Raw genomic sequence first — 16,691 nt, 5'->3', positions numbered from 1 at the left:
ATGGCACCGGGCTTTGTCCCGGTGCCATTTTCGTTCAGCGGACGAATCGGTATTGTCTCGGACGGCGGGCAAGTTCGGATCGAGGCGTCCTGAGCAGCAGAGCGGGCCCGTCGTCCGTCACCCTGTTCTGTTGCAAGGGGCTTCATGCGCTTTCGAACATTTTGGCGTCTTCTGGCTCTCGTCCCGTTCACCGTCGCGCAGGCCGGGACGGCTCTCGGCGCTTCCGCAGAGCTCGGCGTGCGCCATCGCATCGACGTGATGATCTCCGCCGAGCCTGACGCTCCGATCCTGTCGCGCCTCAAGGGAGCCAAGGCCGAGCTGGCCTTCACCGTCCGCCTGTCGGCGAACTCCAAGGAGAGCAAGTTCTTCGGGATGCTGCGTCCGTCTTTCCCCGATATCGTCGTCCCCGATGGCCCGGGCAAGCCGCTGGTGCAACAGACCAAGCTCTGGGAGGAGGATGTGTGCCATCAGCGCCGCGGCCTGCCGAAGGTCACCGTGACCCAGCTCAGCGGGCATTTTGCGGACGGCGGGGGGCGGATCGAGATTTCCGCCATCAACCGGCATATCGGCCTTCTGGTCCCGCCCGACGAATTGACCCCCGGAATAAAACTCGGTCCCGGGAGTGATAGCTTTGGGGTATTCTATGCGTTCCGGGCGCAGACCCGGAACAGCCGCCTCAACGTGGATCTGAAGATTTATCCGATCGATTGCTTCCTCTAAGCTCGAGCAAGCTCGCAAAACGCCGATGCGCCTTTGGCCTCCCACAATCCGCTGGTCGTGGAGCTTGCCCGCGGCCTTCATCCTGTTCTTCGTGGCCGCCAGTGCGCCGTTTCCGTTCGGCTCGACCAACGATCTGTCGATCGCGTTCTGGTGCCTGTGTCTCGGGATCGCGGTGATCTTCGCGCCGACGCGCGATCTGCGCACGCCGCATCTGTGGCTGCTGGCCGGGATCGGCGTGATCGTCGCCGCTTACGCCTTCGTGCTGCATGAGCAGCTGTCCGACCATCCTTGGGTGGCGCCGTTCCAGCCGATCTGGAAGCAGGCGTCGGACCTGCTCGGCGTGCCGATCGCCCCGTCGGCATCGATCGTCAAGAACGAGGCGTTCTTCGCGCTCGGCGCGCCGCTCGCCAACATCCTCGCCATCGTGCTCGGCATCACCGTCGGTGCCGATCGGATGCGCGCGCGCCGGCTCTTGTGGGTGATCGCGATCTCCGGCGCGGCCTACGCGCTCTACGGCGTCGCCTCGTTCCTGATCGAGCCGACCATGATCTTGTGGCGGGACAAGACGGCCTATCTCGGCAGCGTCACCGGCACCTTCATCAACCGCAACACGGCGGCGGCCTATTTTGGCTCCTGCGCGGTGATCTGGATGCTGCTGATTCTGGAGGATGTCCGGCGGCGCTTGCCGGAGCGCAGGCTCATCTGGAAGCGCGTCTGGCGCTACGTTTCTGACATTCCTACGCGCGAGATGCTGCCGAAGGTCTCGGCGTTGATGATCTGCTTGATCGCGATGTTTATGACCGGTTCGCGAGCGGGCGTTGGGCTCTCGCTCCTTGCCATGATCGTCGCCGTCACATTGTTTTTGCGGAGAGATCTGCCGCGCCGCACGGGCATCTTAAGCTCTCTTGCGGCGAGTACGGCGGTGGCGCTTGGCCTGATCTACTTGCTTGGCGGGCGGGTGAGCAATCGGTTTGATTTGCAGGGGCTCGCTGACGAGGGACGGGTAGAAGCCTGGAGATCCACCCTGAAGATCATCGGCAACAACTCGTGGTTCGGGACGGGGATGGGCACCTTCCGATGGGCCTTTCCGCCCTATCGGAGTCCTCATATTTCCATTTATGGCGTCTGGGACCGTGCGCATTCGACCCCACTCGAACTCACCTCCGAAGTTGGAATCCCGCTGACGCTCCTCGTCGGGCTCGCTTGGAGCGTCATGTTCGTCGTCTTGGCACGAGGGATTTTCACTCGGCGGAGAGACGTCATCATTCCACTTGCGGCAGCTGCGACCGCCAGTCTGTCACTGCTGCATTCGTCACTGGACTTCACGCTGCAAATCCCCGGCTATTCGATCCCATTTTTTGCTCTGTTTGGCGTGGGTTTGGCGCAATCCTTCCGGAGCTGGCCGGCAAGAGGGGAAGAAAGCAGGTCGCCAATGATCGAGTTGGATCAACCCGGTACGAGGTTTCCCGATTGACCGAGCCTCTGCTCCAACAATCCAAAAACCTTCCGTGTTTGAAGAACTTAGGGCTTTAACGAAGATATCGGATTTGGTGGACAGCTAGCGGTTGTTTCGATAGGTTCACACGGTCAGTTTAACAATGGTTCGTTAACTATGTTTCGGAACGGCTCATTTCAGGGGGTGTCCATGAGCGTCTACAAATTCGCGCTTCGGAGGGTTCTTACCGCGCTATTTGCCATCACGGTTGTCACCGCAGCGAACGCAGCGATTTACCCGCCGAGCCGGCAGCTTGCAGCTCAGACCATCTCTGACTTCAAAGCCTCGCCTGCGAGCCTGCTGCAGCAGTTTGCTGCGGGCGGCGCCCCGATGATCTCGCGAGTACGCGATCTCGGAGCCTCCGATCCGTCCACCGTGCCGGCCTTGATCGCTCTCCTAAAGGATCCCACGACGACGAAGGATCAGATGCGGGCAATTGTGGCTGGGCTCGCGCAGCTTGCACGCATGGCGGCACAGCAGGACCAGGCGTTCGCCAGCGAAATCCAGGCCGCGATCGCAGGGACGGGAAATCCGGACGTAATCGCTGCCTACCAGGCCGCAACCGGCGACGTCCAAATCGCGGCGACCGGCGGCGGTGGCGGCGGCGGTGGCACGGGTGCAGGCGGGCCGACCAGTAACAGCGGCTTTGTGTCGGGCGGATTGAGTGGGACTGCTTCCCCGTTTGGCGGCCTGCATTACCCGAATACGACAACAAGCTATACCGGCTCGACCAGCACCTCGACCGTTGGCCAGTCAGTAAGTCCTTGATCGATGGCGCCTCGAGCTACCGTCTCTACCTCGCTGTAGACAACGGAGCTCTGCCGGCGATGTCCGAAAAGCAAAACAGCGCTCAATCGGCGCTGTTTTGTTTTGGTCGTTGAGCTCCGTTTCTTTTTCTCGTCTTGCGGCGATCCCGTGATCCACCGGGTTCATTTTGCAGGTGGTGGCATGTTAGAGCCAATTGCGTTCGATGTCGCAGACCTAACGCCCTGGCTTACAGCAAGACTTTTGCCGACAGACGATCCGGAGTCGGCAAGGATTGGCTTTGGAATCTGACCCATGCTGCAGCTAAATCAGCCGTCTTCCGAGTTCAACCGTGCGATTGGTGACGCCGAGGATCCGTCGCCCCAGACGCTGAGCACACTGGTCGGAATGGTGAGGCGTCAGCTCCCGACCATACTGACGATTATCCTGAGCTGCCTGATCGTGGCGCTGCTCTATCTTTTCACGGCTGCTCCGCGGTACAGCTCCACCGCGTCGATAGTCATCGATACCCGCAAGGTGCAGCTATTTCAGTCGCAGTCGGCGTTCGGAGATGTCGCTGTCGACTCTGCTACGGTCGAGACACAGGTCGAGATCCTTAAGTCTGAAAATATCAGCCTCACCGTCATTCGCGATCTGCATCTGATTGACGATCCCGAGTTCGCCGGCGGCAATGGTGGGCTTCTTGGTGCAGTCATCGGTTCGATATCTGGGCTCTTTTCCGGCAGCCATGTTGCATCGGAGTACGAGTTGACGCGTGGAGCGCTGCAGCGCTTTGCGAGCAACCGGACCGTGAAGCGCGTTGGTCTGTCCTACGTGATGGAGATCGGCTTCACTTCTCACGATCCGCAGAAGGCCGCGAGGATCGCCAATGCCATCGCGGATGCCTACATCGTCGACCAGCTGGAGGCAAAATATCAGGCAACGCGCCGTGCCAGCGTCTGGTTACAGGACCGCATCAGGGAGCTGCGCACCCAAGCCTCGACCGCTCAGAGGGCCGTGGTTGACTTCAAGACCGCCAACAACATTGTCGATACGGGCAAGGGCTTGATGAACCAGCAGCAGCTGACGGAGGTCAACACCCAGCTCATCTCTGCACATACGGCAACCGCCGAAGCCAAGGCGCGGCTCGATCGCATGAACGACATGCTGAAGCAAGAGATTCCGGACGCTTCCGTGGCCGACGCCCTGAGGAATGAGACCATTGTCAAGCTCAGGGGCCAGTATGTCGACATGGCTTCTAAGGAGGCAATCTGGTCCGCCAAGTATGGTTCGGATCACCTTGCCGCGGTCAATCTCCGCAAGCAAATGGCGGAGATTAAAAGGAACATCACAGACGAGCTCAAGCGCATCCAAGAATCCTACAAGAGCGACTACGATATCGCGCTCACCCGTGAGGATGCCATCAAATCCAGCCTCAACAGTCTCGTGTCGGAATCGCAGCTTACCAATCAAGCGCAGATTCAATTGCGCGAATTGGAAAGCAATGCTCAGTCGTACCAGGCGATGTACGACAATTTCCTGCAGCGCTACATGGAGAGCGTGCAGCAGCAATCATTCCCGATCACGGAGGCGCGCGTCATCAGCGCAGCAACGACCCCGCTGGTGAAGAGTTCGCCCAAGACGTTGATCGTTCTGGCTGCGGCACTGCTTGGAGGCTTGATCCTCAGTCTTGGCGCCGCGATCGCGCGCGAGCTTACGGATAAGGTGTTCCGGACCGCAGGCCAGGTGGAGGCTTCGCTCGGCGCGAATTGCATCGCTATTTTGCCCGCATTGGGCGATGAAGCTGGGCAGTCAACACTCTCTGGCAAATTCAGCAAAAAGGATTTGCAGCCGAATCTGTTGCGCTATGTTGTCGAAAATCCGCTATCCCGTTTCGCGGAGGCCGTGCGGTCCCTCAAAGTGGCCGTGGACCTGAACTCGATCGTGCGCGAGAATCGCGTGCTGGCGATCACGTCCACACTGCCGGACGAAGGCAAGAGCACGCTATCGACCAATTTGGCACAGTTGATGGCGCATGGGGGCTCGCGCGTGATTTTGGTCGACTCCGATCTGCGCAATCCCTCGCTGTCTCGCTCGCTCGTGCCGGACGCGAAGTGCGGTCTCGTAGACGTCGTGGCGCAAAAAGTGCGGCTAGAGGATGCCTTGATAGTAGATCCCGAAACGCGGCTTTCCGTTCTCCCCGCCGGCGTTACCTCAAAGCTTCTGCACACCAACGAGATCCTCGCTTCCAAGGCAATGCGCGACCTGGTTGCGCTGTTACGCTCGAAGTTTGACTATGTAGTGCTGGACATGCCGCCGATGGCGCCTGTGGTTGATGTGCGCGTCACTGCGTCGTACGTCGATTCCTACGTATACGTTATTGAGTGGGCCAAGACGAACATTGACGTCATCATGCACAATCTACGCGGTGCACCCGTAATTCAAGAGAAGCTGCTCGGGGTTGTGCTGAACAAGGCGGATATCAATGTGCTCGCGCGGTACGAATCCCACTATGGCCGCTACGACAAGTACTACGGCCGTTATGGATACACGGATTAGGAGCAATTACGAAGCGAGGCTGGCGCGCGTGCCTCTGTTGTTGCTCGGTTTTGCCAGTATTCTTTGGTTCTATCTTGCCCTGCCATCAATACGGTCTGCTGCGGCAGTCCGCGACGTAAGCGCGCGCATACTGTCGGATGATCGATTGAAGCCGGGTGCCATCAGCAAGATGGCAGCACAGGTTGCGGATCGGCCAAAGTTGAAGGTTGAGCAAAGCGAGTCCGTGCGCGGAGAAGCCCTTATTCTACTACGTGCGGCTGAGGAAGCCACAGGGAAAAAGCCCCCTGACGAGGTGGACCGGGAGGTGAAAACCGCCGAAGAGAAGATTGAGTTTTCGCTTTCCGTGAACCCAACAGATTCTTTTCTTTGGTTGATGCTTTACTCAACGGCGATTAGCCGCAACGGACTTGATTCTCATAAGATCAGATATCTTGATCAATCCTATATCATCGCGCCTTTCGAGGGCTGGATCGCGCTAAGGCGCAACAGAGTGGGGCTTGCGGTCTTTCCGATCTTGGCAGAGACAACCATGGATAAAGTTGTTTCCGAGTTCGCTGCATTGATCGACAGCAATTTTGTCGAAGAGGCCGTGACGAATTTCGAGAGCGTGAATTTGGCCGAGCGCGCACGTCTTCTAAGCTCTCTAGACCGGGTAGACAGGGTTTCGCTCGAAAGCTTCGCTAAAAAACTACGCCGCAATGGTCTGAAGGCGAGCGTGCCTAGCGTGGAGATCGATGCTCGGCCATGGCAATGATCGTGGAGATCCGTGGGTCCTGTTGCGGTCTTCGCCAACCGGGCGACCAATGACAGTTCAGGTCCTGCACGCGCCAGCCAAGATCGAGGCTGCACCGGCCCCACATTGTGAAGTCGGCCTCAGTAGGCCGAGGGTCGTCCGAACGTGACAACGATGGTCCGCAGCAGAATGAAGAGGTCGAGCGGTAAGCTCCAGTTGTTGATGTACCAGAGATCATGCTCCACCCGTTTCTCCATCAATTCGAGCGCGCTTGTCTCTCCACGGTAACCATTCACTTGCGCCCAACCTGTGATGCCCGGCTTCACGTGATGGCGAAAGGCGTATTGGCTGATGATCTGCTCGTACTCAAGATTGTGAGCGGCGGCGTGGGGGCGGGGGCCGACCAGCGACATATCTCCGAGCAATACGTTGAAGATCTGAGGTAGTTCGTCGATCGAGGTCTTGCGCAGCCATCTGCCGATGCTGGTCACTCGCGGGTCGCTCTTGCTCGCCTGCACGATCGTCGGGCCGTCCTCTTGAACGCGCATGGTACGAAATTTGAAGATCCGAAAGGCGCTTCCGTTGAAGCCGTTGCGCGTTTGGCGGAAGAGCACTGGCCCGCGCGAGCTCGCCTTGACCATGATAGCCGCGAGCAACATCACGGGGGCAAAGATGATCAAGGCAAACGAGGCGCCTACGAGATCAAGCGTGCGTTTGATGGCCCGCTCTTTCCAGCTCAAGGGCGCGCGTCTGAGCTCGGCGGTCCATGTGCTGCCTGCGCTGATCAGAGGTGAGCTCAAAAAGCGCGAGACGTTCGCATCAGGGACCAGATGTACAGGAACGGGTAGTATCTTTAGCGCGTCCAAGACGCGGTCGATTGCGTGCTGGTGACCCCAGCTCATCAGCAGGAATACGTGCTCGACCTGATTCTTCCGCGCGTAGACGATCAACTCGTCGATGCAAGGGCCCACCCGCGACATCAAAAGCGGTGAGGTCAGCAGGTTGGCACCAACCTCCAGCGTGCGCATCACACGGTAGTGTTGGCAGAGCTCCACCATTGCGGCGGACGAGTCCGGAAGACCCATCTCGGCAATGACGACGATTCGACTGTTGGCAAACGCCCCCTGGCGCAACGCAAGTGTGATCCATCGTGAGGCGATCGTCTTCCAGACGAGCAACGTTGTAAGGCCAATGACGTAAAACGATAGAATGGCGCCTCGGGAAAACTCATCGCTTACCTTCATCGCGAAGGCGATCGCAAACAGAGCTGCGAACACACCAGTCCACGTCGTCGCGACTATTCGGCATTGCCGCCGCAGGTTTGTCATGCTGGTCAGACGATAGCCCTGCTGGATTGTGACCATGAGGCTAAAATGGATCGCAACCAATAAGCTCGCCGCGGCGTAGACATCGGCCTTGCTGACCGCTGACCAGGAAAGAAGGTGGTATGTTACCGCGCAGAGTATCCCGCAGGTGACGATCAGAAGCCCGTCGCCTGCAGTCATGAGCCGCTCGATGATCTCCGGACGCAGCCAAGTTGGACCTGACCAGCCCGAAGCAGCTGCGGAGCGTTCCGAAATCTGAGTTTCTGCGCTGCTGTCCGCGATTGAACCCGAAAGCTTTGAGCGGAAGGAAGTAACTGACATTGCGATGAAATCCACAACTTAGGAAAATATTCAGTATGCAATTGACACGCAATTTAAGCAAGGTTGTAACTAAAACAACGATTAGCAAGATGTAACCCTACCATCGTCGCCGTCGTGCCGCACGTTTTGAATAACTGACGCATTTTCCTGGGGATCTCTGTGGATCGAACACGATCGCGGCAAAGGTCCGGGCACCCGCCCCCGTACCTGTTGATCGGGCTGGCCGCTTTCGCCGCGCTAGCTGTTATCGGAGCACTTGTCCGAGCGCTGCAACCCGAACATTGGCCTGTCGCTGCGCGGCGCGAACCGGTCCCGAAAACGGCGATGCTGCTGGATGGCTTGTTCGGAGCTCGATTCGCCGGCGAGATGATCGCGGGCAAGGAAGGATTTTTTCCTCCGAACGTGGTGCTCCGCGCCAGGCCGGATGATCCTGACTTTGTCGCTACGGTCGCACGCGAGCACGCGATCGGGGTCACCACCGGCCAGAAGTTCCTGCTGGGCGCCTGGCGTGGCATTCCGGTCACCGCTTTCGCGGCAAGTCGGCTCGACACGTCTTCGGCGATCTTTACCTGGGAGAGCTCCGGCCTGCGGAGCCCGGCCGATTTGGTCGGCAAGCGCATCGGCTACCGCAGGGGCAGCGAGGGCGAGGTGCTCTTCGATGTCCTGATGGTCCAGCTTGGCCTTCCGCGCAGTCAGATCGTGAAAGTACCTTACCAAAACGGATTCGACGCATTGCGCTCCGGCGCCGTGGATGCCGTCATTGCCGAGGTCGGTCACGAGTTTACGCCGTCTGATCCTGATTTTGCGCGCCTGAAGGTCATCAAACCTCAGGATTATGGAATTCACGCGCCCGGATTGGTCTATTTTGCCAGTTCAGCTTTGCTTCAGGATCGCCCATCTACCATGGGGCAGGTCCTTGAGGGCCTGATCAAGGGCTGGCAGCTCGTTTACGACGACTATTCACGTAGCGTACCCGCTCTAGTCGGCTTTGATCCGGCAGGGCTTAGCGCCGACCGCGTAAGGCTTGAACTCCAGCAGCAGCGAGCCCTGATCGTGCCAGCGGCCGGCCGCATAGCCGAGTACGACGAAAGTCGCTGGAAAATGCTGCGCGACGCCCTCATCTTTGCGAAGTTAGGGGAGGAGACCGTGCCGATTTCCCAGGCAGTTAGCTACCAGCTCCTGCGGGATGTCTACCGCCGATCGCCCAACCTTGCCGGCCCGGGGGCCTGGAGCGGGGTACGGGCGGTCAAATAAGTCACAGGTCCGATCTGTATCGCCCCAAACCCAAGTTCCAATAGCTGCATCAGTTGCTTGGCGCGCCATGAATTGATAGCGTCTCGCAAGTTTTTGCGGTGCGGTCTTGTTGATCGCTGGTCCGGGTTGCCCGGCTAGAGATGGTGATTGACGCCAGACTACCTGAGGGGCAGGGAGCTTTTCGAATGTTGAGGACCTTTGCGCGGTTAGGACTTTTGGCGTTGGCCGCATCCGGCTTCGCTGCCAGCAGCGCGAGCGCCATGCAAGTACCAACGAACCGGGCCTTGCTCATCGGTGAGAGCCAGACAACGCCAATTACCTTTTGGGCCCAGCCTTATCCTTATCGGTACGTGCCTTCGCGCCATTGCCCTCTGGTTCGCGTTGAAACTCCGTATGGTTGGTACTGGGATCGCGTCTGCGCTACCCCCAGAGATCCCATTCTGCGCCGCGCCTATTGATCCTAATCCAGATCGCGAGTTGGGCGACCTAAGTGCTGGAGCAACTTGCCCCCCTCCCGGACCTCGCGCCGTCCACGTCCGAGCGCGTTCACTATTAACAACATTAGAATGTGACAGGGCTCGTCCGCCGAGCAACATTGTGGCAGTGATTCTTCGACGATTCACATAGACAATTTATTTGCAAGGGACACTAAATGAACTTGTTTGGTTTTACGATTTAAAGAAGTGAGCTCGCCGGGTGCGAGCCTTCGCACGTCTACCCGCCCGCACTTTTCATCCCAAAGCCGTTCGATGGAGCGCTTCGGATATCCATTTGCACAAATGGGTAATCACTCGGGCTGCATTTTCAACCTAGGTTCATTCCCCGATCTCTTATGGAAAACCCCATCATTCGCACGAACGTACTTGGCATTCCTGTAAGCCTCGTAAATTTGGTCCAAGCTGCCAGGCAAGTTTCAGCTTGGGCGCTCGACGGCAGTAAGGCTTACTCGGTGTTCGTGCGCGACGTCCCCAGTCTCATGTTGGCGCTGAGGCAATCGGAACTCAGCGATCTGCATCAAACCGCTGATCTTGTCGTCGCTGACGGGACGCCCCTGGTCTGGGTCGCGCAAATGAAGGGCCATGGAAACAAGATCGGTCGCGTGCCGGGTGCCGACCTCGTGGAGGAAGTCTGCAAGTTGTCATTGTCATCGGGGCAAAGTCACTTCTTCTATGGCGGAAAGCCCGGCGTCGCCCAAAGAATGGCTGATAACCTCACTCGGAGATATCCGGGGTTGAGGGTCGCGGGCATCAGTTCTCCTCCGATGCTGGATATTGGTCCGGATTTTGACCTGCTCAAGGCGTGCCGAGACGACATAGAAGAAATTCGCGCACGCAATCCGGACGTAATTTGGGTCGGCATCTCCAGTCCTAAACAAGAGTACTGGATCGCGAAAGCTGTGGCGACGCTAGACCGCGGAGTGTTTATCGGTGTCGGAGCCGCTTTCGACTTCCATTCTGGAGCGGTCAAAAGAGCTCCAGCCTGGATGAGGAATAACGGACTTGAGTGGCTGCACCGACTGATGAGCGACCCGCGTCGTCTCTGGCGAAGGTATCTTGTACTCGCGCCGATGTTTGTCGTTAAGGCCCTCGGAGAATTGCTTTTGGCGGGCAAACAGAGAACTGGATAGCTTTTCACCAGATGGCATGGAAGAGCAGGCGTGTCGGCTGCCATCCGGGCCCTACTAGCGCGATGTCCGAGTTCGATACCAAGAGGCGTTGAAAATGAAGCTCTCTGCTGAAAAGAGATCGCACTCAGGCGAAGTTCGTGTCCTTGTCGCGACCCCTCTTGGACTCAACGGCCGCGGTGGTATTGATCGATTGAACGATGCGATCTTCGAGACACTCGGTACCACGTCGGATACGACAGTCGTTGCGGAGCGGCTGGTAACTCGCGGTCAACGCGGACTTTTCGCAGCCCAGTTCGTATTCTTCTTTGCGCTGATCAAACTCATCCTGCGCCGTGTCACCGGGAAGATAGATCTGTTGCACATTAATTTGTCGGATTGGGGAAGCAGCTATCGCAAGGCGACATTAGGCGCGGCTGCTCGCATGTTGGGAATTCCCTATGTCGTGCATCTGCACGGGGCAGTGTTTGATGAATTCTGGGGTGCCGCTCCCCGAAGATTAGCGACCGCAATCGACAATCTGTTTCGGCATAGCCGAAAGATAATCGTGCTGGGCAATTATTGGGCGGAAACGGTCAAGAGCAGAGTACCTGACGCTGCGGACAGAATTGTCATTCTGCCTAATGCGACAAGGGCTGCATCGCATGTTCGAATGCCGCCGACGGACTCGCGCGTCCGAATAACTTCGTTGGGACAACTCGGCGAACGCAAGGGGACGCCTCAACTGATCGAGGCTCTTAGCCAGCTTTCCTCGAAGCCGGGCTGGGTTGCCACAATCGCGGGGGATGGAGGCGTCAACGAAGCGCGCTCTCGCATTGCTGAAATTGGCCTCAAAGACCGAGTCGCCGTGCCCGGCTGGCTCGGGCCGGACGACACCGCCGAATTGCTCTCAAGAACCGATGTCCTCGTTCTTCCGACATTTGCAGAGAATCTGCCGATGGTCATCCTCGAGGCCTTTGCCCACGGAGTTCCAGTTATTTCAACTCCCGTTGGTGCCATCCCGGAAGTCGTTCAATCGGGAAGGAATGGCATTCTCGTTCCGGTCGGAGATGTTGAAGCGCTCGTTGCCGCGATCGACCAATTGATCGAAAGTCCAACAATGCGCGCCTCGTTGGGAGAGGCCGCACGAAGGGATCATTCAACAAAATATGAAATCACGACTTACGTAAGCACGCTCGCTGAGATCTGGGCGGATTTGGCAGCGACACCGAGATTCAATTCGCGTACCTCCATGGGATTGGGTGAAGTGCGTTCATGACCAGCGTCAGCGTGATCATCAAGGCGTACAATGAGGAAGCTCATATTGCAGCTGCAATCGAAAGCGCCTTGGCAGGCTTGAACGGCTTGCAGGGGGAAGTGCTGCTCGTGGACAGCGCTTCAGTCGACAATACGGTCAAAATCGCATCGAAATATCCGATATCGATTCTTGAAATCAGGGACGTGAATGAGCGCCGCTGTGGGGCAGGCGCGCAGGCTGGCTACCTCTATGCGAAAGGCGAGTTCCTCTACCTCATGGACGGAGACATGGTTCTCGATGCAACGTTCTTGCGGAAGGCGCTTGACTATCTCACTGCGCACAGCGACGTCGCCGGAGTGGGAGGACGCATCAGCGAGATGTCGACGAAGAACCTGGAGTTTCAGAACAGGGCCCAAAAACTTGCCCAGTTAAGTCCGTTGGGAGACGTCGATCGCTTGGCGGGAGGAGGACTTTATCGGCGAAAGGCCATCGACGAACTGGGCTATCTGACGGATCGGAATCTTCATGGGTATGAGGAGTTCGATCTAGGCGTTCGCCTTCGATTGCGGGGGTGGAAGCTTGTCCGGCTCGATGCGAATGCCGCCGAACACTACGGTCACTCGATGAGCACCTATCGGCTGCTTTGGCATCGAGTGAGAATGGGATATGTTTTCGCAACCGGCGAGCTTCTGCGCGCCTCATTTGACGGAAACTATCTCGTTCACGTGGCTAGAACACTTCGCGAGTTCCGTCTCTGGATCGCTGTGCTGACTTGCTGGCTCGTGTTTGGCGGGATGTTGCTATATTTTTCGAGCAAGCTGGTTGTGCTCGGTGCACTGGCGGTTCTTGGGTTCATCATAACCATCTTAACGATCCGCAAGCGGTCACTGTCCAACGGCATCTACATGCTGTTGGGCTGGCAAGTCTTCGCGCTAGGCATGCTTTTTGGTCTGCTCCGGAAGAGGGTTCCTCCGCGCCAACCGTTGCGGATCGAGGTTCTAAAATTCACCTGACGGGGCGCTCGGAGAAATGTTTTGGGTCAAATTGAGAAAGGAGATCGGGGCGAATAATTCCTTGCGCGTGAAGATCTTCATTTTGATCTTCCGCTTGACCAGCTATTCTTTTCACTCTGATCGAACAAAGATTCTCTATCTCGCTATCAACCTCTTCTACAAGCTGACCTGCTTCCTGTTCAAGATTGACATCTTGGCGCGAACCGAGATCGGGTGGGGATTGCGGATATTTCACCCCTTTTGCATTTGCATTCACCCGGATGTAAAAATTGGTGCGCGGTGCATCCTTCGGCACGGCGTCACACTCGGCAATGCAGGCGAGGGCTCCGATACTGTGCCGTCCGTAGGAGACGATGTTGAATTCGGCTGCTACGCGACAGTCATTGGGGACGTGCGGATTCCCGACGGTACAAAGGTCCGGGCTCTCTCCCTCACGACGGCCACCAGACGACCATCGTGAGTTCCTCCCTCCGCCGACAATCCTGGTGCTCGCGTGGCGACCAGCGTCGTCGATCAGCTTCGGAAAAGCCATCGTGAATATCGCCCGCCCGGTACCAAACTTCCGCCGCGCACTTCAGATCCACTACTCATTCAAGCTCACTAACCTGGTGCTGGGCTTCGCGTTTCAGATCTTGGTCGTCAAGACCTTGAGCCCGAACGACTACGCAACCTATGCGTTTTTCCTCGCATTGCTATTGACGATGGAGCGGGTTTTTTCGCTTGGCATCGATCGCACCCTGCTGCGCTACGTTCCGGCGTATTCGGCCGACGGAAATTTCGAGAGCCTGAGAATCCTACTTCGGAAGGCAGCAATAGCGAGAGTGACCTCAATATCCGTGGCGGTCTCACTAGTGTATTTGATGGCAGTATACGGGGGCGGAGGTGTGCTGCCGGACGAAAGTCCCCTTGCGCTGTATAGCTTTTGCATTTGGTACATTGGCTATGCTGTTATGACTGACCTTGAAATGCTTGCGCAAAGCTGGGTCCTGCACGCCACAACAGCAATCGCAGGAACACTCGATGTCCTCGCCCGAAGTGCATCAGTTCTTTGCTTGGTCGGCTTGGAATACAAGATCTCTGGTGTGACAATCATTGTCGTATCGGCCATGACCACGTCTTTGGCGTCGGTCTTCGTATTGGCGAGAATGGTTTGGCTCAGATCGCAAATTTCCCGTCTCGTGATCGAGCGCGACAAAAAGCCTTCTCATCTCGCGGTGCAGGGCGCCCCCGTTTTCGCGCTTTCAGTCTATGCATCGAACCTTGGTTGGTTGATGACCAGCCCATCCGTCATAAGGATACTGGCAAAGGGGGGGCTCGATGTGGTCGCGTTCTCTGCTTTTTCGTTCGCGCAAGCTCTGTGTGTGTCGATCCAGCGGTCATTTCCCGGCCCGATGGTCCTGCCAAGCCTTGAGCCGATATTCGCAAGGTTCGCAACCTCTCCCAATCTCATGGCCGCGTTGGTGGCCATCATCTTCAAGTTCGAGTTGATATGCTTTGCGTCATTCTCAATCGTAACGGTTCTTGCTGGAGAGCAGCTCATCGCGATCATCTCGCGACCTGAGTACGGGCAGTACTATTATTTGTTTCCCGCGATCATGTTCGTTCTCTTGCTCCAGACGATCTACCGCGTCGGCGAACTTGTCGCGAGTCTTCAGCTCACGCATGTGGTGTTTCTTGTCCTCTGGCCGGTATCCATCTTGGGCACCGCCTCGCTCTATTTCACAGTCGAAAAATGGGGGATGGTCGCAATCCTGTTGATTCCTATTCTGGAAAGCATGGTGCGCATTGCGATCGTGATGCACTACAATCGCCATTCGGTTGGATGGCGGGCGATCGATCCGGTTCGTTCACTGCAGGTCTGTCTGTCTGCGAGCGTGGTGATTGTGATAGCTCTGTTGGTTCGTAGAGCATTTCCAGAGTTTCAAATGGCCTTGGCTGTGAGCAGTCTGTTTGTTTTTTTTGGCTCACTCCTTGGCGCTCGCCCGTTTCGCAAGGAAGAGTTGGAGTGCCTTGCGCTCGCCGTTCCGTCGTCCCCGCGAGTCCTGACCAGGTCAATAGCTCGTTTGGCGAGATGAAGATCGCCGCCGCTCCAGTCGACGCACAGATCAGCTGCGCGAACAAGAACCTCTGCGAACCTATAGTGGCGGTCTGCTGCCTATCTTCCAAGCCGCAGCGCGTCGATTATGTCGGGATCGAACTCGTAGGGCGGGCTGGATGAGGCTATCCCGAAGCAGTCGCCTTGCAGCTGATGGATAGTTATCAAGCCCAGTTTGCTCGCGTCAGATATGTCGCGTACTGCTCGGATGAAATTGAAGGCGCTAACGGCCGATGCCTTGCCAGAGCACCCATTCTGATCATGATTCACGCCGAACTCTGTATTCATTATCTGCCTTCGGGATAGATGATGCTTGTCTGCCCACGCTGTCACTACGTTGAGTCGTTTCAATAGCAGTTCCGCATTGCCGAATTCCGTTGAATACTTATCGAAACTATAGCTGTGGGAGCCCTGATAAACGAAGCCGAGCACCAGCTTGAATTTTTCCAGCAGCGAGAGGCTTGGATCCTCGATGACGGTGTTTCGGAACGTCTCCTTGGCGCGTCTCATCGCTGGCTCGTCACCAGCCGGAAAGGGAAGTGCGCGTACATGGGAAAAGAAGCCAGGGAAGCCTTGGTGCGTGAACGTCGCGGATTCGTATGGGTGAATCGCAAAGCCCGTGTTGGCGTCAAATTGTTCGGGCCTCAGATTGACAACTCCGGCCGAGGGCTCGCCGCTGATCAGCCCGTCTAGCCCCGCGAATCCTGTGCCGGCGACGATCAAGGTGTGGCTCGGCAAAACGACGCGGATCTGCCTCCAATAATATTCGATCTGCTCATTCCATGCTCGTCGAATCCGGAAAGACTCGGGGGGAGGAGGTTCGTTGAAGAGCTCAACCGCGACTTCAGCGGCCGAAAAATGATCGCGCACTGCCTGCGCTAGTTTGCGGACAACATGGATCAAGCGTTGAAAGCGTGGGCCATCTGGCCCATCAATCAGATCAACGTCCGCAAAGCCGGGGACTGGATGAGTACCAACAGGAAACGGATGTACGTCGACTATTACCCGTAACCCGCTTCTTATCCTTCGTGAGATGCCGATTCGTATTTGCTCGACGAGTGCATCAAGCTGAGGCTCGGTCGCCGATGACATTAGCGCTCCGACGTCCACAACCATCCGCAGACAGTCGAAGCCCAGTGACTTCGCCAGCTCCAATCTAGAATCCGGCAATACTTGCGTGTCAGAGCCGCCATTTTCGAACGGACTAGCAGTGTAGACCGCTGATCCAGACGGGCCAATTGACTTTCCATAGCCAAAAGGCTGAAAAACGTTCAAACAGACGAGAGTTTTTCCGCTGTCGGAGAAGGCCAACGTGTTGTTCTGCAGTCCTGCCGCTCCCAGCGTTCCGCAAATCCAGAGGTAGATACCAACTCCGACAACGGTGGTTGAGGGAAGCCGTTTCGAGGCATCGTTGGGCCATTTCCGAAGCCGTAAGCCGGGCTTGTACAACCAGTGGCGCAAGAATCTGCGACCATACGTGCTCAATAAGCGATTCCGAGCCGCTCCTAGTATTTGGGTGGTTCTGACGTGGCCTCCGAGTTCTACTTGTCCATGAAGCTTGATTGCTCGTG

At 57.1% G+C, this 16,691-nt stretch carries 13 protein-coding genes; 10 read left to right on the top strand and 3 right to left on the bottom strand.

The features are described 5' to 3' along the window. Positions 1-144 precede the first annotated feature (144 nt). The 5 genes from LPJ38_RS34325 to LPJ38_RS34305 all read left to right on the top strand — a co-directional run bounded on the left by LPJ38_RS34325 (position 145) and on the right by LPJ38_RS34305 (position 6,272). Complete coding sequence (locus LPJ38_RS34325; protein WP_167520574.1) at positions 145-720, top strand: hypothetical protein; 576 nt, start codon at positions 145-147, stop codon at positions 718-720. A 172-nt stretch (positions 721-892) separates the two neighbouring features. Continuing rightward, the gene (locus LPJ38_RS34320) at positions 893-2,194 is read left to right on the top strand and encodes an O-antigen ligase family protein (protein WP_231088492.1); all 1,302 of its coding nucleotides are present in this window, start codon (positions 893-895) and stop codon (positions 2,192-2,194) included. 171 nt (positions 2,195-2,365) lie between these two features. Then, complete coding sequence (locus tag LPJ38_RS34315; protein WP_231088491.1) at positions 2,366-2,983, top strand: hypothetical protein; 618 nt, start codon at positions 2,366-2,368, stop codon at positions 2,981-2,983. A gap of 291 nt (positions 2,984-3,274) precedes the next feature. After that, positions 3,275-5,518 (top strand): polysaccharide biosynthesis tyrosine autokinase, encoded by a 2,244-nt coding sequence (locus LPJ38_RS34310; protein ID WP_145637892.1) that lies wholly within the window; start codon positions 3,275-3,277, stop codon positions 5,516-5,518. Between the two features lie 28 nt (positions 5,519-5,546). Next, positions 5,547-6,272 (top strand): hypothetical protein, encoded by a 726-nt coding sequence (locus tag LPJ38_RS34305; protein WP_145637890.1) that lies wholly within the window; start codon positions 5,547-5,549, stop codon positions 6,270-6,272. A gap of 119 nt (positions 6,273-6,391) precedes the next feature. Here LPJ38_RS34305 and LPJ38_RS34300 read toward each other — a convergent pair whose 3' ends face one another. Continuing rightward, the gene (locus tag LPJ38_RS34300) at positions 6,392-7,897 is read right to left on the bottom strand and encodes an undecaprenyl-phosphate glucose phosphotransferase (protein WP_231088490.1); all 1,506 of its coding nucleotides are present in this window, start codon (positions 7,895-7,897) and stop codon (positions 6,392-6,394) included. Between the two features lie 324 nt (positions 7,898-8,221). Here LPJ38_RS34300 and LPJ38_RS34295 point away from each other — a divergent pair, with 324 nt between their 5' ends. The 4 genes from LPJ38_RS34295 (at position 8,222) to LPJ38_RS34280 (ending at position 13,025) form a co-directional block, all read left to right on the top strand. Beyond that, positions 8,222-9,151 carry an ABC transporter substrate-binding protein gene (locus tag LPJ38_RS34295; protein ID WP_145637888.1) on the top strand — a complete coding sequence of 310 codons (930 nt, stop codon included), beginning with the start codon at positions 8,222-8,224 and terminating at the stop codon, positions 9,149-9,151. Positions 9,152-9,983: 832 nt separating this feature from the next. Continuing rightward, positions 9,984-10,778: a WecB/TagA/CpsF family glycosyltransferase gene (locus LPJ38_RS34290; RefSeq protein WP_145637883.1), complete on the top strand. Its 795-nt coding sequence runs from the start codon at positions 9,984-9,986 to the stop codon at positions 10,776-10,778. Between the two features lie 94 nt (positions 10,779-10,872). Next, the gene (locus LPJ38_RS34285) at positions 10,873-12,033 is read left to right on the top strand and encodes a glycosyltransferase family 4 protein (protein WP_145637881.1); all 1,161 of its coding nucleotides are present in this window, start codon (positions 10,873-10,875) and stop codon (positions 12,031-12,033) included. Continuing rightward, a complete protein-coding gene (locus LPJ38_RS34280) occupies positions 12,030-13,025 on the top strand; it encodes a glycosyltransferase family 2 protein (protein WP_145637879.1) in 996 nt (331 codons plus the stop codon). Before LPJ38_RS34285 ends, LPJ38_RS34280 begins: the two co-directional genes overlap by 4 nt. On the opposite strand, the gene LPJ38_RS34275 is transcribed toward LPJ38_RS34280, so the two are convergent. Then, positions 13,018-13,557, bottom strand: a complete 540-nt coding sequence (locus LPJ38_RS34275; RefSeq protein WP_231088489.1) for a hypothetical protein — start codon at positions 13,555-13,557, stop codon at positions 13,018-13,020. The genes LPJ38_RS34280 and LPJ38_RS34275 overlap by 8 nt on opposite strands. A gap of 1 nt (position 13,558) precedes the next feature. Between LPJ38_RS34275 and LPJ38_RS34270 the strand changes: the two genes are divergently transcribed. Next, positions 13,559-15,100, top strand: coding sequence for a polysaccharide biosynthesis protein (locus LPJ38_RS34270; protein ID WP_145637875.1), 1,542 nt, complete (start codon positions 13,559-13,561; stop codon positions 15,098-15,100). Positions 15,101-15,180: 80 nt separating this feature from the next. Here LPJ38_RS34270 and LPJ38_RS34265 read toward each other — a convergent pair whose 3' ends face one another. Then, complete coding sequence (locus LPJ38_RS34265) at positions 15,181-16,431, bottom strand: cellulase family glycosylhydrolase (RefSeq protein ID WP_158644769.1); 1,251 nt, start codon at positions 16,429-16,431, stop codon at positions 15,181-15,183. Between the last annotated feature and the right edge of the window lie 260 nt (positions 16,432-16,691).

The sequence above is a fragment of the Bradyrhizobium daqingense genome (genome assembly GCF_021044685.1).
In the GTDB taxonomy this organism is placed as follows: Bacteria; Pseudomonadota; Alphaproteobacteria; order Rhizobiales; family Xanthobacteraceae; genus Bradyrhizobium; species Bradyrhizobium daqingense.
This window is presented reverse-complemented; position numbering and strand designations above follow the sequence as displayed.

Bases quoted from the DNA above. Each gene is read 5' to 3' on its own strand.
- LPJ38_RS34325 (WP_167520574.1), top strand. From the start codon at position 145: ATGCGCTTTCGAACATTTTGGCGTCTTCTGGCTCTCGTCCCGTTCACC.
- LPJ38_RS34315 (WP_231088491.1), top strand. From the start codon at position 2,366: ATGAGCGTCTACAAATTCGCGCTTCGGAGGGTTCTTACCGCGCTATTT.
- LPJ38_RS34310 (WP_145637892.1), top strand. From the start codon at position 3,275: ATGCTGCAGCTAAATCAGCCGTCTTCCGAGTTCAACCGTGCGATTGGT.
- LPJ38_RS34300 (WP_231088490.1), bottom strand. From the start codon at position 7,897: ATGTCAGTTACTTCCTTCCGCTCAAAGCTTTCGGGTTCAATCGCGGAC.
- LPJ38_RS34295 (WP_145637888.1), top strand. From the start codon at position 8,222: ATGCTGCTGGATGGCTTGTTCGGAGCTCGATTCGCCGGCGAGATGATC.
- LPJ38_RS34290 (WP_145637883.1), top strand. From the start codon at position 9,984: ATGGAAAACCCCATCATTCGCACGAACGTACTTGGCATTCCTGTAAGC.
- LPJ38_RS34285 (WP_145637881.1), top strand. From the start codon at position 10,873: ATGAAGCTCTCTGCTGAAAAGAGATCGCACTCAGGCGAAGTTCGTGTC.
- LPJ38_RS34280 (WP_145637879.1), top strand. From the start codon at position 12,030: ATGACCAGCGTCAGCGTGATCATCAAGGCGTACAATGAGGAAGCTCAT.
- LPJ38_RS34275 (WP_231088489.1), bottom strand. From the start codon at position 13,557: ATGGCTTTTCCGAAGCTGATCGACGACGCTGGTCGCCACGCGAGCACC.